Consider the following 20,948-nt stretch of genomic DNA (forward strand, 5'->3'; position numbering starts at 1 on the left):
AATCATTTTTTAATCATTAGCATTATATCTAACTACTGTAAACTCGATTTATTTTTATGAAAAAGCTTATCATTTTATTAGTTGCCATCAGCATGTTTAGCTGTAAAGCAAAACAGGAAAGTCAACAATTTCAAGCCGTTGAAAATAGCACTATTACAGCCAACGAAGTGAAAGAAACCGTTGCTTTTTTAGCATCGGATGATCAAATGGGTCGTGGAACTGGCAGCGAAGGAATAGACGTTTCAGCAACTTATATTGAGAAAAAACTACAAGCTTTTGGTATCAAACCTTATTATGAAACCTATCGTGACCCTTTTAAAGTGCAAGAAATGGATGCATATAATGTTGTAGGTTTTTTAGAAGGAAATGATCCTAAATTAAAAAATGAGATTATCATTATTGGTGCACATTACGATCATATTGGAACAAAAGCAAAAATGGTTGAAGGCGATTCAATTGCCAATGGCGCTAATGATAATGCGGCGGGAACATCATCTGTTTTGGCTATGGCTCGTTATTTTGGAGCTAAAAAAACCAATAAGCGTAGTTTAATGTTTGTGCTTTTTTCAGCAGAAGAAATGGGCCTGTTAGGTTCAAAACATTTGGCTAACCGCTTGAAAGTTGAAAATGCTAATTTATATACGGTTGTTAATATGGAAATGATTGGTGTACCGTTTAAAGATCGCGATTATGTGGCTTTTGTAACAGGTTACGGCAAATCCAATATGGCTGAAAAGATTAATGATTATGTAGGTTCTAAATTTTTAGGCGAATCGGAAATTGCGAAACAATACAATTTATTTAAAGCTTCGGATAACTATCCGTTTTATGAAGTTTTTAAAATGCCTTCACATACTATTTCCTCTTGCGATTTATCCAACTATGATTTCTACCACCATGTTCATGATGAAATTGAACAATTAGATTATGAGCATATGGCTAATTTAATTAATCAGCTTATCCCAGGAATTGAAAATATGAGTAATACGGCAACCCAAGAAATTATATTAAACAATGAGTAAAAACGTTATTATAACAGGAACTAGTAGAGGTATAGGCTTTGAATTAGTGAAACAATTTGCCAATCATGGATATCAAGTTTTGGCGCTTTCTAGAAATGAAAAGCCTGTCAACGCACTAAATTTGGCAAATGTTACGGCAATTTCTTTTGATTTATCAGAAAAGGCCGATTTCCAAAAGGTAGAAAAATTCATAAAAAAGGAATGGAAGCAGGTAGATATTTTAATCAATAATGCCGGAGCCATTGTAAATAAACCGTTTTCAGAAACCACTTTAGCCGATTTCGAATATGTTTATAAAACCAACGTTTTTGGTGTAGCTGAAATGACCCGTGTTATTCTTCCTTTTATGAAGCAACAAAGTCATGTTCTCACCATTAGTTCTATGGGTGGTGTTCAAGGAAGTATGAAATTCCCTGGATTATCGGCTTACAGCTCCAGTAAAGGTGCGGTTATTACTTTAACCGAACTTTTGGCTGAAGAATATAAGGAATCTGGAATTTGTTTTAATGTCTTGGCTTTAGGTGCTGTTCAAACTGAAATGTTAGCGGAAGCTTTTCCAGGTTTTGAAGTACCAACAAAACCAGAATCTATGGCGAATTATATTTTTGAATTTGCAACAACTGGCCAAAAATTCTACAATGGAAAACTTTTACAAGTTTCAAATTCGACGCCTTAAAATTCGATAAATCAGAATCTTGAGGGTTTTGTTTAACGTTTAGTTAAGAGATTTTGGCATGTATTTTACCATTGAAAGTAATTATTTAGCAGTTTGTAGAATAAATTTTTAGGTGAGAATAAATATGTCTTCATTTGGGTAAAATATTAATCAAATGAGGGAAAATCAACTATTCAAAGGCTTATTAGGAGGTCTATTTTTTTTAACTTGTGCACTACAAACTTCAGCACAAGTTTTTCAACGAGCCGAAGCTGTTTCCGGATTAGGAAACCTTGAACAAAATAGTGGTGTTGCTGTTGCAGATTTCGATGGTGATAATGCCATGGATATTTTTGTGGTAGCAGAAGCTATTGATAGAAATGGTGTGGAACGCACACATAGTAAATTATACAAAAACAATAACGATGGCTCTTTTACCGATGTAACGGTTGCAGCAGGTTTAAATAACATGTTAATTAATGATTATAGCCAAGATGGCGTTTTCTATAGTTTTGATGGTTTTAAACAAGGTGCATTTTGGGGTGATTATAATAATGATGGCTTTCCAGATTTATTTATTACCAATACCTTTAATGTGTTATTATACCAAAACAATGGTGATGGTACTTTTGCCAATATCACCGCAACAGCTGGATTTAATTTAGCAAGCAACTGCCAATATATGGGAGCTACTTGGTTTGATTATGACAATGATGGTTATTTGGATATTTATATAAATGATTGGGGCGGATGTTCCACAAACTTATTATACCATAACAACGCCGATGGAACTTTTAGCGATGTAACCGTTGCTATGGGTATTGCCGAAATTACGCCAAGATCAAGTTTTACGGCTATGCCATTCGATTTTAATGGAGATGGTTACATGGATTTATACGTTAGTAACGATTTTGATGCAATTAATTATTTATACCTTAATCAAGCAGGAACAGGTTTTATTGAAGATGCCAATGCGGTAGGTTTAGATAATAATTTTGACGACATGGGCATTTCCATGTGTGACTATAATAATGATGGTTTCTTCGACTTTTTCATTACTGGAATTGATGAAATTGCGCTTTTTACAAATACAGGAACAAATACCTTTATAGAGCAAAGTGTAGCAAATAATATTGCTGGAAATGGCTGGGCTTGGGGTAATACTTTGGCTGATTTTGATTTAGATGGTGATGAGGATTTGTTTATTGCCAATGGATATACGTTTGAAAACAGAAATGCCGAATACAATGTGTATTATAAAAATAGGTATGTTGAAGGTCAAAATAACTTTGAGAATGCAACGGTTGCATCCAATCTTCATGATTTAACTATCAGTATTGAAGCCGTAGATTTTGATTATGATAACGATGGCGATTTAGATTTATATCTAACCAATAGTGATATTACTTCCTTTTTATATGAAAACACCACATTAAATGTGGGTGAACCAAATCCGATACATTACTTTAAATTATCATTGGAAGGAACTACGTCTAATAAAAGTGCCATTGGAACAGAGGTAAGCATCACCACGAATTTAGGAACTTTCAAACGCTATTTTACGGGTGTTGGATTTTTAGGACAGAGTATTAAACCGGTTCATTTTGGTTTAAATACAGAAACTGAAATTAGTGAGGTTAAAATTAAATGGCCATCAGGATTAATTGAAACCTATACAAACATCGTTGGCGATTCGCACTTCAAAGCGACTGAAGGTGTAGATATGGTGAATTTAAATATTTCTCCAAGCGTTAAGGTTTTAGGTTGTACCGATATAACCTCTTGTTCATACAATCCATTGGCAACGGTAGACGATGGTTCTTGTACCTATTTGCCAGCAAGTGCTATAACAGGAACTACAACAGTTGGTTTTTTACGAGAAGAAAATTACACCTATAATTTAACCGACCCGAATTCTGTTGCAAAGTGGACAGTTTCAGGCGGTGAAATTATAAGTGGTCATGGCACGTCAACCGTTAAAGTAAAATGGGGTGTGAATACAACAGGTAAAATTTCGGTTACCGAAAAAAGCGTTTTATGCTCTAGTCCTGTTGCATCTTTAAATGTTAATATAGTTATTTATGAAACTCAAAGTGATGTTTCTATAGCTCGACTTTGGAATGAGACACTTTTAAGCGCTATTCGAAAAGATTTTGCGAGACCAACCGTTCATGCGAGAAATTTATTTCACACTAGTGTTGCTATGTACGATACTTGGGCTATTTATGATAAAATAGCCAATCCTACACGTGCCTATAATCCAGTTACTTATATAGTAGGAAATACATTGAATGGTTTTACGAGTACTTTAGAACCTTTCATACCTGCAGAAAATAACCAAACTAACAACATAAACAAAGCAGTAAGTTATGCTATGTACAGGTTGTTAATGCATAGGTTTCAAAATTCTCCTGGTGCTTTTGAAACACAAGAGCGATTTAATTTCTTAATGTCCCAATTAGGGTATAGCGTTGGTGTAACGTCAACGGACTATACAACTGGGGACGCGGCAGCTTTAGGAAATTACATTGGTCAAATTTTAATTGATTATGGAAATTCAGATGGCGCTAGAGAAGCTACAAGTTATGATAATGCTTATTATCTTCCTGTAAATCCACCTTTAGCTCCTGCTTACGAAGCCGTTTCTTTAACAGATCCAAACCGCTGGCAATCCTTAAGTTTAGATACCTATATTGATCAAAGTGGAAACTTAATTGATGGCGACGTAATTAACTTTTTAAGTCCAGAATGGGGAAATGTTCTTCCATTTGCTATGAATGATGGTGATAAAGATACCTTTATGCGTGATGGTGATACTTATAATGTGTACCACAACCCAAGTGCACCACCGTATATTGATAACACCAATACAAGTGCTTCAAGTGAGGCTTATAAATGGAATTTCTCAATGGTTTCTATTTGGGGTGCTCATTTAGATCCTACAGATGGCGTGATGATGGATATTTCACCAAACGCTATTGGAAATACAGATATTTCAGCTTTCCCATCAGATTATTCGCAGTATGAAAACTACTATGATTATATAAATGGAGGGGATCCTGGAACTGGACGCAATTTAAATCCTGTTACCAATCAACCTTATCAGTCTCAAGTTGTGCCTCGTGGTGATTACACGCGTGTATTAGCAGAATTTTGGGCAGATGGTCCAGATTCTGAAACACCTCCAGGACATTGGTTTACGTTGTTAAATCAGGTTTCAGATCATCCATTATTTCAGAAGAAATTTAATGGTGTTGGTCCAGATTTAGATCCGATAGAATGGGATGTAAAATCCTACTTTATATTAAGTGGTGCTATGCATGATGCCGCTATTACAGCATGGGGAATTAAAGGATGGTATGATTATATTCGTCCAATTTCCGCCATTCGTTATATGGCAGATTTAGGTCAAAGTTCAGATGACCAATTAGTAAGTTATCATCCTCAAGGTATTAAATTGGAGCCTGGTTACATTGAAATAGTACAAGCTGGTGATCCATTGGCTGGTGGTTTCAATCAAAATGTTGGTAAAATTAAACTATTCTCATGGAAAGGGCATGCTAATGTTAATAATACGGATACAGATACGGCTGGCGTGGGTTGGATTTTATCTGAAAATTGGTGGCCTTACCAAAGACCATCTTTCGTAACACCACCTTTTGCTGGTTTTATTTCAGGACATTCTACGTACTCTAGAGCTGGTGCGGAAGTTATGACGCTTATTACAGGTGATGAGTACTTCCCTGGCGGCGTTGCAGAATTTGTAGCAAGAAAAGATGAGTTTTTAGTTTTTGAAAATGGACCATCAATGGATGTTACACTACAATGGGCAACCTATCGTGATGCATCCGATCAGTGTAGTTTATCAAGAATCTGGGGTGGTATCCATCCGCCAGCTGACGATATTCCGGGGCGTTTAATTGGTGAAACAGTGGGTATTGAAGCCTATATTTTCGCGCTTCCATATTTTAAAAATTTCACACTGGGAACAGACTCCTTTAATACCAATGTATCCACCATTTATCCAAATCCTGTAGCTTCTGGTGGCAATCTTTATGTTACTAATGCATCAGCAAATGACAACTATAAATTATATGATGTAAGTGGGCGTCTTATTACCATTTCAAATACACAGTATGATGGATTTAATGGCACTGCTAGAATTACCATTCCACCAACAACAGCAACTGGCGTGTATATTCTTTCGGGAAATAATTTTTCACAAAAAATAATTGTGGGTAGTAGTAAATAATTACGCATATATAACGAATAAAAAAAGGCTGCATTTTGCAGTCTTTTTTTGTTTAAATCATTTTTATTTTTGTTGATAAAGCATGCTCATGATTCTTTAAAATATCATAGTTTTGCAATCAAATTGAAATAGTATGCCACAAACAACCAATACAATCTTAATGATTCGTCCGGTTCATTTTAGAATGAATGAACAAACAGCTGTAAATAATTATTTCCAAGAAGATTTGGATTTAAAAAATGCTGAAATTAATGCGAAAGCTCAAGAAGAATTTGATGCTTTTGTAGAAAAATTAAGAGCAGTTGGTGTGAACGTAATTGTGGAAGATGATATTAAATCTAAAGATACGCCCGATTCTATTTTTCCTAATAACTGGGTAAGTTTTCATGAAAATGGGGATGTTGCTCTTTACCCGATGTTTGCAGAAAACAGACGCGCTGAAAGACGTGAAGATATATTCAGTAATTTGGAAGAACGCGGGTTTATAATTGAAAATATTATTGATTATACGGAAGCAGAAGAGGATGGTGTGTATTTAGAAGGAACAGGAAGCTTGTTATTAGATCGTATTAATAAAAAAGCCTATTGTGCGTTATCTGCCAGAGCTCATGAAGAGTTATTTATAGAATTTTGTGAGGATTTTGATTATGCACCTATTCTATTTAAAGCATACCAAACAGTGGATAATGCCCGCCTACCAATATATCATACAAACGTTATGATGTGCTTAGCCGAAAAATTCGCGGTAATATGTTTAGATTCGATTGATGATAAAAAGGAGCGTAAATTTGTATTGAGTAACTTAAAAGAAGATGGTAAAACGGTTATAGCCATTTCTGAAGAACAAATGCACCATTTTGCAGGCAATATGCTACAAGTTCAAGGTCATTTAAACAATCGATATTTAGTAATGAGTGAAGCGGCTCATAAGAGCTTAACAGCAGCGCAAATTGCACAGATTGAAAGTTTCTGTCCTATACTTTCTAGTTCTTTAGAAACTATTGAAACCTGCGGTGGTGGAAGTGCACGTTGCATGATGGCAGAAATATTTTTGCCAAAAGCATAAATTTTAGGGGTTAGGGTTGGATTTTGGTAGTTCAATATAAAAAGTACTGCCTTTGTTTAGTGAACTTTCCACCCAAATTTTACCATGGTTTAGGTCTACTAATTCCTTACAAATAGTTAGTCCTAAACCTGTGCCTTTTTCGTTGCTAGTGCCAACGGTTGTAAACGTACTATTCTTAAATAATTTTTCAATATTCTCGGGAGATATTCCCACGCCTGTATCTGAAATGCTTATGATGCTGCGCCCGTTACTTATATGATTGGTCAAGGTGATGGTATCACCAGATTTACTAAATTTAATAGCGTTGGTCAGTAAGTTTTGAATAACAATTTCTATCATACTTCTATCTGCATATACATAATCGCGTAAGGTTGTATTGCGCAAAATAATCCCTTTTTTCTCTAGTTTTTGTTCTAAAAGATGCGTTTTCTCTGTGAAAACTTCTTGAATATCAAATAAACTCGGATGCGATTCTAAAGATTGTAGTTGGGATTTGGACCAGTTTAATAAGTTGAAAAGTAATAGAGAAGCATTGTTGGCATTTTCGCTTAATTCTGGAAGTAGGGAATTAAATTCAGACTGGGTAAGTGAGCCTTCATTTAATAAATCTATAAATCCTTTGATGGAAGTTAAAGAGTCCTTTAAATCGTGTGAAACAATTGAAAATAAGCGATCTTTCACCTTGTTAATATCTTCAAGATGTCTGGTTTGTTCTAAAATGGCCGCATTTTGTAATTCAATCTTCTGATTTTTCTCTTCTAAATCTCGCGTGTATTTTAAACGATTATTTCGTTTTACGTAAATTAAAATAAAAAAGGTAAGGACAATGGCAAAAACCGCTAATAGAATGTAAAATATAAATCTTAAATCATTTAATTTTTTTTCGTTTTCAGAATTCTCTTGTTCGTGTTGCTCCAAGATGGTAGCTTCAACCGATGCGCTGATGGCGTTAATATCGGTAAATCCAGGCAAAGCCTCCTTTGATTCTCTAGATTCACCAGCATGAACAACAGCCATGTTTTGTTTTAAGGTATAATAAGCACGTTGCCACTCAAAAGCACCTTGATAATTTCTTGTGGTAGAGTCCAAAGCAATTCTCAATTTATAATTAATAAGTAATTCGGATGGGTTATCAATACTTTTGGCAATGGCGCCAGCTTCTATTAATTGCTCCTCGGCGAGGCGTGTTCTGTTTTGCTGAAGATTAAGTTTTCCTAAATTATTTAAAGAAATTAATAGACCTAATGAGTTTTCAGTTTTTCTGTTTAAAGCTAAACCTTCCATTAAATAATTGGAAGCTATTTCGTAATCTCTAAATTGCAAGTGTTCCGCACCTAATCTAGGTAAAATTTCACCTTTAATAGAATCATTATTTGGAGATATGTCCCGAAGCACCATTTCATAAAAATCTATGGCTTTTCTGCTTTCTTTTTCTAGGGAATACAGTTCTGCTAGTTTTTTATAACTTTCAATAATGCCTTCCTTTTTATGCATTATTTTTTCAACCTCTAATCGCTTTAAATTAAATTCTATAGCTTTTGGTCGGTTGTTAGTGCGTTCATAGGCATTCGCTAAATTTTTGTAGGCCATGCATAACTCTGAATACAAACCGCGTTTCTCAAATTCTAAAATAGAAGAAATCGCATATTGCATGCCTTTATTGTAGTTGCCGCGTTCAATTTCTATGATGCCAATGCTGTTATTTACTTTTGCAATACTTAATGTATCATTTAACGCAATAAATAAATCTTTGGATTTGGTATAATTGTCAAGAGCATTGATATAATCATCATGTTCCGCAAAAATTAAAGCTTTAAAATATGTTATTTCAGCAGTTCCTTTATCAAATTTTAAGAAATTGGATAATTTTTCGCTTTCTGTAATAAATTTTAATGCGGTATCAAAGGAACCTTGGTTGTAGAGAACTTTAATTAATTTCAGGGACGTTTTAACTTTGGAAGTGTCTGGTTTTTGAAAGGCTAATTGTATAGTAAGACTATCCTGTTCTTTTGTTTGTGAAAAACAAAATATAGGTAGAAAAATTAACAAAGTAATGAATTGCCTCATACAATTAAACGGCCACAACAAGTTGGAAATCGGGTTTTATGAAACCTTCATTTACAACGTTTAAGCACAAAAAATATTAGTTAGTTAGAAAGCCCATCAATTTGGGGATTAATAGCATTTACTTAACAAAAGTTGTTAAAAGAGTTATAATAAGCTAATTTTTAGGTTTTAATACCAATAAATTAGTTGAAATGACAAGAGTGAAATTCTTCAAATTTAGTGTTTCCGTTTAAAGGTAATTATCTTGGAATAACGACACTTTTGTCGATGAAATGCACATGCGCTTTTTATGCTGTTTAACGTATAAATGTCATTATTTGAGTGATTTTTTGAAATTTTGGAGCATATTTCATGCATAAATAGAAATGTTGGTAAGTTGAAAAATTCCCTCTGATTGGATGTTAGCTTTAAGTCTAGATAGAAAATAACACAAAAACTTGTATTAAAATAGTATCTTTGCCCTCTTAAAATGCAAACGAATGAATCTTCAAGAAACCCTTTCACAAGCTGTAAAAGAAGCTGTAAAATCCATTTATAACGTCGATATTTCTTCGGTTGAATTCCAAGCAACACGCAAGGAATTTCCTGGTGATTTAACTGTTGTTGTTTTTTCTATGTTGCGTGAAGTGAAAGGAAATCCAGTGCAAATTGGGGAACAAATTGGTCAGTTTTTGCAAGAAAACGTAGCATTAGTAAAAGGTTTTAATGTTGTAAAAGGATTCTTGAATATTGAAATTGAAGATATTTATTATATTAATTTCTTTTCTGAAGTTTTAAATAATGCCGATTTCGGTTTTGTATCACCTAACGAAAATGAGAAGGCTGTTATGGTAGAATATTCTTCTCCAAACACGAACAAACCTTTGCATTTAGGACATATTCGAAATAATTTATTGGGTTTTAGTGTTGCTGAAATTATAAAAGCATCGGGTAGAAAAGTATATAAAACACAGGTAATTAACGATCGAGGCATTCATATTTGTAAAAGTATGTTGGCTTGGGAACGCTATGGAAATAACGAAACGCCAGAATCAACAGGTTTAAAAGGTGATAAGTTAGTTGGGAACTACTATGTTAAATTTGACCAAGAATATAAAAAGGAAATCGCTGAACTTATAAGTCAAGGTAAAACAGAAGACCAGGCTAAACAAGAAGCACCCATAATAGTGGAGGCACAAAATATGCTTCGTAAATGGGAAGCTGGTGATGAAGCCGTTGTTGCGCTTTGGAAGAAGATGAATGCTTGGGTTTATAAAGGGTTTGAAACAACGTATACTAATTTAGGTGTTGATTTTGATTGTTTATACTTTGAAAGCCAAACCTATTTATTAGGAAAGGAATTTGTAAGTGAAGGTTTAAAAACCGGCGTTTTTTACAAAAAAGAAGACGGTTCTGTTTGGTGCGATTTAACCGAAGACGGACTAGATGAAAAAATTGTTTTGCGTGCTGATGGTACAGCAGTTTATATGACGCAGGATATTGGAACCGCTATTCAGCGTGTTACGGACTATCCAGATGTTGGCGGAATGGTTTACACGGTTGGGAACGAACAAGATTATCACTTTCAGGTTTTATTTTTAATACTGAAAAAATTAGGTTTCGATTGGGCTAAAAATCTATTCCATTTAAGTTATGGGATGGTAGATTTACCTAGTGGGAAAATGAAAAGTCGTGAAGGAACGGTTGTAGATGCAGATGATTTAATGCAAGATATGACGGATACAGCTGAAGAAATCTCTAATGAATTAGGGAAATTGGATGGTTACTCGGAAACGGATAAGCAGGAGCTATATAAAACTATTGGAATGGGTGCTTTAAAATATTACATTTTAAAAGTAGATCCTAAAAAACGTATTTTATTTGATCCTAAAGAATCGGTCGATTTTCAAGGAAACACAGGACCTTTTATTCAATATACCTATGCGCGAATTCAAGCTATTTTACGAAAAGCTGATTTCGATTATTCTCAAGCTATCAAAGAGATTAGCTTGCACGAAAAAGAGCGTGATTTGATTAAACAGATAGAATTGTTTCCAGAAGTGATTCAAAATGCGGCTCAAAACCATAGCCCCGCTTTAGTGGCTAATTATATTTACGATTTGGTAAAAGGCTTTAATTCCTTTTATCAAAATGTATCTATTCTTGGTGCTGATTCTGAAACGGAGAAAATTTTCCGAGTACAATTAGCTCAATCTGTGGCACAAATCATTAAAAAAGGGTTTGGTTTATTAGGTATTCAAGTCCCAGAACGTATGTAGAATCTATTGCAACCGTTCATGGGTTTGAGGATTCTTAACATTTTAGTTTAAAGATATTTCAAAATATATTAAGTTTCTAAGGCTGCTATTTTTAGTGGCCTTTTTTATATAATTATAATACAAACTAAACTTTAAATTTACACTTGAAATTGCTATTTTTGTGCCTCCTAAAATTGATATAAGATTATGTTTAATAATTTAAGTGAAAAGTTAGATAAAGCGCTACACGTATTAAAAGGTCACGGAAGCATTACGGAAGTAAACGTTGCCGAAACTTTAAAAGAAGTACGTAGAGCCCTTTTAGATGCCGATGTTAACTTTAAAATTGCTAAAGATTTTACCGTTCGTGTAAAAGAAAAAGCATTAGGACAAAATGTATTAACAACACTTCAGCCAGGCCAATTAATGGTTAAAATCGTTAAAGACGAATTAACGGAGTTAATGGGTGGTGAAGCTGAAGGCCTTAATTTATCTGGAAATCCAAGCATTATTTTAATGTCTGGTTTACAAGGTTCTGGTAAAACTACCTTTTCTGGTAAATTGGCTAACTTCTTAAAAACAAAGAAAACTAAAAACCCTTTATTAGTAGCTTGTGATGTCTATCGTCCTGCAGCCGTAGATCAGTTGCATGTTGTAGGTGATCAAATTGGGGTAGCCGTTTTTAGTGATAAAGGAAATACGGATCCGGTAGCTATTGCCAAAGCAGGTGTTGCTTTTGCAAAAGCAAACGGGCATAATGTGGTGATTATTGATACCGCAGGTCGTTTAGCTGTTGATGAGGCTATGATGACCGAAATATCAAATATTCATAAAGCCATTCAACCCCAAGAAACCTTATTTGTTGTGGATTCCATGACAGGTCAAGATGCGGTTAATACAGCAAAAGCCTTTAACGATGTATTGAATTTTGATGGGGTAATCCTAACAAAATTAGATGGTGATACGCGTGGTGGAGCGGCTATTTCTATTAAATCGGTTGTAGATAAACCAATTAAGTTTATTGGAACTGGTGAAAAAATGGAAGCTATTGATATTTTCTATCCAGCTCGTATGGCAGAACGTATCCTAGGAATGGGAGATGTGGTTTCACTTGTGGAAAGAGCGCAAGAGCAATATGATGAGGAGGAAGCGAGAAAGCTTCAAAAGAAAATTGCAAAAAACCAATTCGGGTTTGATGATTTCTTAAAACAGATTCAGCAAATTAAGAAAATGGGTAATATGAAAGATCTTATCGGCATGATTCCTGGTGCAGGAAAAATGATGAAAGATATTGATATTGATGATGATGCTTTTAAAGGTATTGAAGCCATTATTCATTCCATGACACCTTTAGAGCGTACCAATCCATCTGTTATAAATGCGAGTAGAAAAAAACGTATTGGTAGCGGATCGGGAACATCGGTTCAAGAAGTTAATCAGCTATTAAAGCAATTTGACCAAATGAGTAAAATGATGAAAATGATGCAAGGCGGTGGCGGAAAACGTATGATGCAGGCTATGAAGAATATGCAATAAATTTCAGTCGCAGTTGTCAGCTATGATCCATATTTTACAATTTAACAGTAACTATAAAATGGAATTTAAAAATCTTTTAGCGTATCAAAAGGCATTTGATTTAGCGATGTGCATTTTTGAAATGTCTAAAAGTTTTCCGAAAGAGGAAACATACTCACTAACTGATCAAATAAGAAGAAGTTCTCGAGCTGTGAACGCTAATTTAGCTGAAGCTTATAGAAAAAGAATTTATACGAAGCATTTTACTAGTAAGTTAACGGATGCTGATGGTGAAAATTCTGAAACAAGTACATGGTTACTTTTTTGCTCTAGCTTGTAATTATATTTCAAAACAACAGCATGTTGATTTAGCCAACAAAGGAATTGAAGTTGGTAAATTAATTAATTATATGATACATAATCCGGGTAAATTCGGAGTTAAAGAAGTCTAATTAATTTTAGACATAGTAATCCGCAATAGTAGGCACTGAAAACTGCGACTGCGACTGAAAACTGAATTTTATGACAATTTTAGACGGTAAAAAAATAAGCAACGACATTAAAAATGAAATTGCGGAAGAAGTAACAAAAATGAAAGCAAAAGGGGAGAAGGTACCTCATTTAGCTGCTGTTATTGTTGGAAACGATGGTGCTAGTTTAACCTATGTTGCAAGTAAAGTTAGAGCTTGTGAGCGTGTGGGTTTTGAATCTACCATGGTGCGCTTATCAAATACCACTAGTGAAATTGAACTACTTGATAAAATTGCAGAATTAAATGAGAATCCAGATATCGATGGATTTATAATTCAATTGCCATTACCACCGCAAATTAATACGCAAAAAGTATTAATGGCTGTTGATCCTGATAAAGATGTGGATGGTTTTCATCCCATGAATTTTGGAAAAATGGCTTTAGATATGTCTACTTTTATCCCAGCAACGCCATTCGGTATTTTAGAGTTATTGGATAGGTATAATGTTGAAACCAAAGGGAAACATACGGTAGTTATTGGCCGTTCGCATATTGTAGGCCGTCCTATGAGTATTTTAATGGGACGAAGAGGTTTTCCAGGAAACTCTACGGTAACCACTACCCATAGCCACACAAAAAACATTACACAAATAACCTCTCAAGCAGATATTATTATTACAGCTTTAGGAGTTCCTAATTTCCTTAAAGCCGAAATGGTTAAAGATGATGTGGTAATTATTGATGTCGGTATTACGCGCGTTGCGGATGATACGGCACCAAAAGGCTATGTTATTACAGGTGATGTGGATTTTGAAAATGTCAGCAAAAAAGCGAGTTTTATAACGCCTGTTCCAGGTGGTGTAGGACCGATGACCATTGCAATGCTATTGAAAAACACGCTTCTTGCGCGTGAATTGCATCGTAAAAAATAAACTATTTATATGGCAACATGATTTCCTATTTGATTCTATCTATAGTCGTTTTAAATCGTGTTTCAATTGGTAGTGCAGAACATCTAGTGCCAATTTTTTCCGCTATACTATTGGGGATTGCTATTATTCACTTCTCTAATCGGAGAGTTCTTCAACAACAAAAAGAAAATATTTTTCAGCTTTTGGGTGCATTCGTATCTTTAGCTGTCGTATTATTTCATCTTCATAAAATTAGTCTTGGCGGCTATAATTTGTCGGAAGATTTGCCATTATTCTTATGTAGCTTTTTAGCTTTGATTATTCCGGTTTTCACTTACTTCAGGAAATATTGGATGTATGAAATTCTCTTATTTTGGATAATTGCTGGAACGTTGCAAGGTGTTGTGACGCCTGATATTTCTGAAGGTTTTCCCAGTTTTGATTATTTCAGGTATTGGATTGTACATTTAGGCTTACTAACGATTATTATTTATGCCACGATTGTTTTAAAAATGCGACCAACATTAAAAAGTGTTTTTAAATCCTTCTTAACGCTTCAAGTATATGCTGTTGTTGTAATGGGAATAAACTATTTACTGGATGCTAATTATTCGTATTTAAATAGAAAACCTAAATCTGCTTCTGCTTTAGATTATTTGGGTGAATGGCCATATTATTTATTAGTAATGGAAGCTATTTTAATCCCATTCTTTTTATTGATTTATTTGCCATTTTATATTACTAAAAAGAAGGAAATTTTAAGAAATTAGTTTAAGGATATTCTGGTTTTTCCAATTAGAATAGCCACTTACATTGTTTTCTTTTAAGAAATTTTAATTTAATAAGAATTCTATCAAACCAACTAGAAAATGTTATTTAGCAAATAGCTGATTCCTATCTTTGAAAGCTTTAAACTCCAAAGCATTTCCAGCAGGATCATAAAAAAACATGGTGGTTTGTTCACCTACCAAACCTTCAAAGCGAATATAAGGTTCGATAACGAATTCGATGTTTTTAGATTTTAAGTGCGCTGAAAATTCTTGAAATTTATCCCAATCCAATACAACGCCGTAATGTGGAACGGGAACGGATTTCCCATCCACACTATTGGTATGAACGACTTCTTCTGATTTAGGTTTGTAGTGAATAACCAACTGATGTCCAAAGAAATTAAAATCGAACCAATGATCGCTGCTTCGGCCTTCTTCACAGTTTAAAACATCGCGATAAAATAGGCGACAGTCTTCTAAATTGTGCACGGGAATGGCAATGTGAAATGGACTTATTTTTGAAATCATATAATATTCGGTTTAAGCGGTTTCATCTTTTCTATACTTAAGCATCGTGACGCCCGCAATAAAGAAAATGACGCCTAAAATGGTCAAGGCCCAAGGACTCAAACCAACTACATCGTTTCCAAATATTCCTAGAATACCCAGTATCAAACCAATCATTCCACCTATCGTTAAAACTAATGCTAAAACTTTAATCATAATTTTATCTATTTTGATGGAAGATAAGAAACCTCATGTATCTAATTATCTCATTTCAAAAATATTTTAACACATATAACTTCACCTCTAAAATAGAAGAAAATAGGGGTCTTGAAAATATTTTAGAATAAAAAAAGGATGATTTGCACTTTACAAAAAACTTGAAATTAAAACAGAAAATATCTATCTCTTAATTTTAGAATTTTCTTCAAATGTCTTGTCAGAATCTTCTAATAGAATATTTAATTCGGCCAATTCGTCTTTAGTGAATTCACGGTATTCGCCAACCGGAATGTCTAGTGAAATATTCATAATTCGAACGCGTTGTAAGGCAACAACGTCATAATTTAAATACTCACACATGCGTCTAATTTGACGATTTAAACCCTGAGTTAAGATGATTTTGAACCTAAAAGTGTCCAGTTTTTCAACCACACATTCCTTCGTAATGGTATCTAAAATGGGCACTCCATTTTGCATGCGCTCAATAAACGTTTGTGATATAGGTTTATCTACTGTTACAATATATTCCTTATCATGATTATTGCTTCCGCGTAAAATTTTATTCACAATATCACCATCATCTGTAAGGAAAATCAAGCCTTCACTCGGCTTGTCCAATCTGCCAATAGGAAAAACCCGTTTAGGGTATTTTATAAAATCAATGATATTATCTTTTTCAACACGGGTATCGGTTGTGCAAACTATGCCAATGGGTTTATTAAAAGCCAAATAAACAAAGGGCTTATCATTAGAAACTATTTCTTTTCCATCAACTTCAACCACATCGTTTTCGCTTACTTTAGTTCCCATTTCTGGAACAGCGCCATTTATGGTTACGCGTTTTGCTTCAATAAGTTTATCGGCTGCACGGCGTGAGCAATAACCTACTTCACTTAAATATTTATTGAGTCTCGTTAATTTTTCTTCCATGGTACAAAGGTATCAATTTAGCCTTTTAAAAACTCATATATATGGTTGGATATGCTGTCATCAATTAAGGAGTGGCCAAAACCTGTAGTGGTAACTAATTGGCTATTCTTCAAACTATTTTTAATTAGGAGTGCATCTTCATATGGAATAATGCTATCTTTTTCATCGTGAATAATTAGGCCTTCCAAATTTAAAGCTTCTAAATGCTTCGCCGTAGAAAAACTTTCAGGTTCTGCGTTTAGTTTATCTGTAATAAATTGGTTTGTTCCTTTTACCGTGCGATTTGTAAAGCCCATCATTGAGTAATAGCGACTTAAAACATCGGTGAATTCTGAAGGTGTACCTAATAAGATAAGTTTAGTAATGGCATTATAATCCGTATTGGTTTGCGAAAAAACAGAAGCCATGCCGCCAACAGAATGCCCAATAATATAATCTGCTTTAAATTTTTTAGTAACTACTTTAATAAATTCACCATAAAGCACGGCATTAAAGCGTTTGCTTCCGGAACGGCCGTGCGCTGGTGCGTCCAAGGCAATAATATTATACTGTAATTTGTTTAGCGGTTCAATTAAATATTGCCACCTAGCCGAATTGCTTTCCCAGCCATGAACCAGCACTATAGTTTTTCCTTTGCCCAACCATCTGTAGGTCATAACAGGGAAATTGTTCACCTTAATTTCTTCTCTAAAAGACGTGTCTAAAAAATCGGACTGCTTTTCATTTATCTGTCCAGCTCGTGGCGTTGTAAATAAATACATAGCCATTTGTCCCGCTGTTCTTTTTGAAAATATTCCAATAAAATTTATAACAAAACCAACGCTTTTTTGAATAAATATCATAGGTCTTCCCGGTTTACTAAATCCATTGAAAACGCCGGTCTGCAAATAGCTAAATAAATGCAAGGCTCGGTAAACGGATTGGAATATTGTACCCGTGTATTTTTATTGATTTTTATAGACTGACCAGCTTCTAAAACAATTTCGTCACCATCAATAATAAATTGTTTCTTCCCTTGAATAATAAAGGTGTATTCATCAAACTGTGGCGTTTGAAACGGTTCGCTCCAACCGGCAGGTGCAATCATGTGGGCAATACTTATTTCTGAATTACCATCCGTTGCTAATCCAAAGTGTTCTTTAATTATTTTTCCATCTGTAGTTGGAACTACAAACGGACTATCTTGGATTTTATAATTTTTCATGTTAACTATTTTAAAGGTTTTCTCTTAATCATGCCACCCCGCAAATCTTTTACAACGCCCATGATAATAAAAGCGTTATCATCAATCTTATCAATCTCGGTATGTAATTTAGCTAGCTCCAAGCGGGTAACAACCGTGTAAATAATATCCTTATCATACCTTTCACCGTTACCACCATAACCACCTTTTCCTGCATAAATAGTACAAGCGCGTCCTAATTTTTCAACAATCATAACACGAATTTGTTCGTGATGATTTGAAATAATGGTGACGCCTACATATTCTTCCACACCATCAATCACAAAATCTACTGTTTTTGCTGCTGCTAAATAGGTCAAAATTGCATAGAGTGCTATTTCTACCGAAAGTACATAGGCACCAAAAGAAAAGATGATTAGGTTAATTAATAATAATACATCACCAACGGTTATGGATGATTTTCTACTGACGTACAATGCTAAAACTTCGGTGCCATCAATAACAGCGCCGCCTCTCATGGCCATACCAATTCCTAAACCTAGAAAAAAGCCACCAAAAACGGCTATCAATAACTTATCATCGGTGATAGTTGGGTATTCCACAAAATGAACAACAAGCGCTAATAATCCAATAGCCACAATACTTTTAGCCGCAAAACGCACGCTGAACGTTTTGGCGCCCAGAATAATAAACGGAATATTCACTAGAATTAATAACAAACTAAAATCTAAATGGGTAATGTTTTTTAATAATAGCGAAATACCTGTAGCGCCACCATCAATGAAGCGATTGGGTAATAAAAACCCTTTTAAGCCAAAACCAGCTGAAAAAACGCCAACACATATAAACAGTGATTCTTTTAAAGCATGAGATAATTCTACCCGAAGGTTTTTAACTAGAGGAACCAGTTGACCATCGCTAACGCTCGCTTGGCTTGAACCAAGCTGCATGCGAGCAATCTTTTTTAATAAATTTGTTAAGTAGGGTCTCATATGTTTTTAGTTCCAGCCAATCATGAAATATTTTATTTTAGCTGTTTCTGGAATTTGAATGGCTTCAATTTCTGTATCGGTGTCAAATTGTAAACTGGCAGGAAGCTCCTTTTTATCAATAGTGAAAAAGGCGTTGATTTCGTTCACAAAAATTACGGCATTTTTTAACGTATTATGAATGCTAGAAATTTTGTAGTTTTTTTGAATATCGCCAAAGGTACTATTTATGCTAATTCCTTTTTTGGTTTTAAAACGGGCATCTTCAATTTTAATAGTACTAATTAAAGACGTGGAGTCCAACATTTTTTTAGGACTTAAAATCAATAATAATTTTCCGCTTTTATCAAATACTTCAATATCGTAATTGGCACTTTGAAAGGCTTCTTCGTTTTTTAATTTAACAATAGAATCGTTAGGGAATACCATGCTTAAATCGCTGACTTGAGTAGAATCCGTTAACATGCCAATTTGCTTATTGGCAATTAAAAAAGGATCTTGTTCTTTAGAGCAACTTGACAATAAACAACCAACAATTACTAAACTTAAAATTATTTTCTTCATGCGTATTATACGTTTTTAGGATTCTATTATTTATGTTTTTTTTGAATTACTCATGGCTTTGCTTAAAATACCAAAGACACTTCTAATAAAAGTGGCACTTGTTAAAACCTTTACTATAGGATTTATTCTACTGCTTGATCTTGTGGTGCTTTTCTTGGATTCTGCTTTTTTAAGTGCTTCTTTTTCTTGCCTTGCTTTTTCTTTTAATTCCTCACTTTCGGCTTCTTCAATTTTTTTATTAAGTAATTCGTAAGCACTTTCACGATCTATTTCTTCAGCGTATTTTTTAACTAATTTGGATTCCGATAATAAATTTTGAAGTTCAGAATCGTTTAAAATATCCATTCTGCTCATAGGCGCTCGCATCATAGTTGCTGCCAATGGTGTTGGGCGGCCTTTTTCGTCTAAAGCAGATACCAAAGCCTCTCCTGTTCCCAATGCCGTTAAAATTTCGGCTGTATCATAATAAGGACTGTCAGGATAATTTTGAGCAGCAAGTTTAATTGCTTTTCTATCTTTGGCCGTAAATGCACGCAATGCATGCTGAATTTTTAAACCTAATTGGGCTAAAACCGCTTCTGGAACATCTGTAGGGTTTTGAGTCACAAAATATATTCCAACGCCTTTACTACGAATTAATTTGACAATACTTTCTATTTGATTTAATAAGGCTTTGGAAGCTTCATTGAAAATTAAATGTGCCTCGTCTATAAACAAGATCAATTCGGGTCGGTCTGTATCGCCTTTTTCTGGAAAAGTTGAATATATTTCTGCCAGTAAACTCAACATAAAAGTCGAGAATAATTTTGGTTTATCCTGAATATCGGTTAAGCGAATAATGTTTATGTAACCACGACCGTTTTCATCTAAACGCAATAAATCATCCACTTCAAAGGATTTTTCACCAAAAAACAAATCGCCACCTTGTTGCTCAATTTCTACTATTTTACGTAAAATAGCGCCTGTTGATGCGGTAGAAATTCGTCCATAAGAATCTTCAAATTCTTTCCGACCTTCATTGGTGGCATACTGCAGGATTTTCTTAAAATCCTTTAAATCTAAAAGTGGTAATTTATGATCATCACAGTATTTAAAAATTACAGAAATGATACCCGATTGGGTTTCTGTAACATCTAATATTCTAGAAATTAAAACAGGGCCAAATTCACTAATGGTAGCGCGAAGTCTAACACCGTTCTGTTCAGAAAGCGTTAAAATTTCAACTGGAAATGCTTTCGCATCAAAAGGAAGTCCTATTTGTGCATGCCGTTGATCAATTTTGGCGTGACCCGGACTTGCTTGGGCCAATCCACTTAAATCGCCTTTAATATCCATTAATAAAACAGGAATGCCTTTTTCGCTTAAATTCTCAGCAAGAACTTGCAGCGTTTTCGTTTTTCCGGTTCCTGTTGCTCCCGCAATTAAACCATGTCTATTCATGGTTCGTAAGGGTACGTTTACAAAAGCATTCGTAACGGTTTCACCATCTAGCATGGCAGCACCTAAAGTTATAAACTCACCTTTGTTGGTATTACCTTCCTGAATATGGTTGAAAAAAGTCTCCTTTCTGGTCATTTTTGAAAATTTGT

17 protein-coding genes and 1 pseudogene are annotated in these 20,948 nt (G+C 34.5%); 9 read left to right on the top strand and 9 right to left on the bottom strand.

The features are described from left to right. Positions 1-56 precede the first annotated feature (56 nt). From ES674_RS06515 to ctlX, 4 genes are all read left to right on the top strand, one after another. Positions 57-1,022 (top strand): M28 family peptidase, encoded by a 966-nt coding sequence (locus tag ES674_RS06515; RefSeq protein ID WP_148403146.1) that lies wholly within the window; start codon positions 57-59, stop codon positions 1,020-1,022. Further along, a complete protein-coding gene (locus ES674_RS06520) occupies positions 1,015-1,698 on the top strand; it encodes an SDR family NAD(P)-dependent oxidoreductase (protein WP_148403147.1) in 684 nt (227 codons plus the stop codon). The genes ES674_RS06515 and ES674_RS06520 overlap by 8 nt, the downstream gene beginning before the upstream one ends. Positions 1,699-1,852: 154 nt before the next feature. Continuing rightward, positions 1,853-5,929, top strand: coding sequence for an FG-GAP-like repeat-containing protein (locus tag ES674_RS06525; RefSeq protein WP_148403148.1), 4,077 nt, complete (start codon positions 1,853-1,855; stop codon positions 5,927-5,929). 133 nt (positions 5,930-6,062) lie between these two features. Then, a complete protein-coding gene (ctlX, locus tag ES674_RS06530; RefSeq protein ID WP_148403149.1) occupies positions 6,063-6,995 on the top strand; it encodes a citrulline utilization hydrolase CtlX in 933 nt (310 codons plus the stop codon). Positions 6,996-6,998: 3 nt separating this feature from the next. On the opposite strand, the gene ES674_RS06535 is transcribed toward ctlX, so the two are convergent. Continuing rightward, positions 6,999-9,062, bottom strand: a complete 2,064-nt coding sequence (locus ES674_RS06535; protein WP_148403150.1) for a tetratricopeptide repeat-containing sensor histidine kinase — start codon at positions 9,060-9,062, stop codon at positions 6,999-7,001. Positions 9,063-9,541: 479 nt separating this feature from the next. Here ES674_RS06535 and argS point away from each other — a divergent pair, with 479 nt between their 5' ends. From argS to ES674_RS06560, 5 genes and pseudogenes are all read left to right on the top strand, one after another. Further along, positions 9,542-11,320, top strand: coding sequence for an arginine--tRNA ligase (gene argS / locus ES674_RS06540; RefSeq protein WP_148403151.1), 1,779 nt, complete (start codon positions 9,542-9,544; stop codon positions 11,318-11,320). 186 nt (positions 11,321-11,506) lie between these two features. After that, positions 11,507-12,835 (top strand): signal recognition particle protein, encoded by a 1,329-nt coding sequence (gene ffh / locus ES674_RS06545; RefSeq protein ID WP_148403152.1) that lies wholly within the window; start codon positions 11,507-11,509, stop codon positions 12,833-12,835. Between the two features lie 58 nt (positions 12,836-12,893). Then, positions 12,894-13,266, top strand: a pseudogene (locus tag ES674_RS06550) (four helix bundle protein). A gap of 70 nt (positions 13,267-13,336) precedes the next feature. Continuing rightward, complete coding sequence (locus ES674_RS06555) at positions 13,337-14,218, top strand: bifunctional 5,10-methylenetetrahydrofolate dehydrogenase/5,10-methenyltetrahydrofolate cyclohydrolase (protein WP_148403153.1); 882 nt, start codon at positions 13,337-13,339, stop codon at positions 14,216-14,218. A 17-nt stretch (positions 14,219-14,235) separates the two neighbouring features. Continuing rightward, entirely contained in the window at positions 14,236-14,967 is a 732-nt protein-coding gene (locus ES674_RS06560) for a YwaF family protein (protein WP_148403154.1), read from the top strand. A gap of 102 nt (positions 14,968-15,069) precedes the next feature. Here ES674_RS06560 and ES674_RS06565 read toward each other — a convergent pair whose 3' ends face one another. From ES674_RS06565 to ES674_RS06600, 8 genes are all read right to left on the bottom strand, one after another. Beyond that, positions 15,070-15,492 carry a VOC family protein gene (locus ES674_RS06565; protein ID WP_211359277.1) on the bottom strand — a complete coding sequence of 141 codons (423 nt, stop codon included), beginning with the start codon at positions 15,490-15,492 and terminating at the stop codon, positions 15,070-15,072. A 15-nt stretch (positions 15,493-15,507) separates the two neighbouring features. Further along, positions 15,508-15,690, bottom strand: coding sequence for a hypothetical protein (locus tag ES674_RS06570; protein ID WP_148403156.1), 183 nt, complete (start codon positions 15,688-15,690; stop codon positions 15,508-15,510). Between the two features lie 183 nt (positions 15,691-15,873). Beyond that, positions 15,874-16,623, bottom strand: coding sequence for a 23S rRNA pseudouridine(2604) synthase RluF (gene rluF, locus ES674_RS06575; RefSeq protein WP_148403157.1), 750 nt, complete (start codon positions 16,621-16,623; stop codon positions 15,874-15,876). Positions 16,624-16,640: 17 nt separating this feature from the next. Further along, complete coding sequence (locus tag ES674_RS06580; RefSeq protein ID WP_148403158.1) at positions 16,641-17,465, bottom strand: alpha/beta fold hydrolase; 825 nt, start codon at positions 17,463-17,465, stop codon at positions 16,641-16,643. Further along, the gene (locus ES674_RS06585; RefSeq protein WP_148403159.1) at positions 17,462-17,827 is read right to left on the bottom strand and encodes a cupin domain-containing protein; all 366 of its coding nucleotides are present in this window, start codon (positions 17,825-17,827) and stop codon (positions 17,462-17,464) included. The genes ES674_RS06580 and ES674_RS06585 overlap by 4 nt, the downstream gene beginning before the upstream one ends. A gap of 5 nt (positions 17,828-17,832) precedes the next feature. After that, the gene (locus ES674_RS06590) at positions 17,833-18,798 is read right to left on the bottom strand and encodes a YitT family protein (protein ID WP_148403160.1); all 966 of its coding nucleotides are present in this window, start codon (positions 18,796-18,798) and stop codon (positions 17,833-17,835) included. A 6-nt stretch (positions 18,799-18,804) separates the two neighbouring features. Beyond that, positions 18,805-19,359 carry a hypothetical protein gene (locus ES674_RS06595; RefSeq protein WP_170233972.1) on the bottom strand — a complete coding sequence of 185 codons (555 nt, stop codon included), beginning with the start codon at positions 19,357-19,359 and terminating at the stop codon, positions 18,805-18,807. Positions 19,360-19,389: 30 nt separating this feature from the next. Then, a complete protein-coding gene (locus tag ES674_RS06600) occupies positions 19,390-20,934 on the bottom strand; it encodes a helicase HerA-like domain-containing protein (protein WP_148403161.1) in 1,545 nt (514 codons plus the stop codon). Between the last annotated feature and the right edge of the window lie 14 nt (positions 20,935-20,948).

It is taken from the genome of Bizionia myxarmorum, assembly GCF_008086205.1.
Taxonomy (GTDB): Bacteria; Bacteroidota; Bacteroidia; order Flavobacteriales; family Flavobacteriaceae; genus Algorimicrobium; species Algorimicrobium myxarmorum.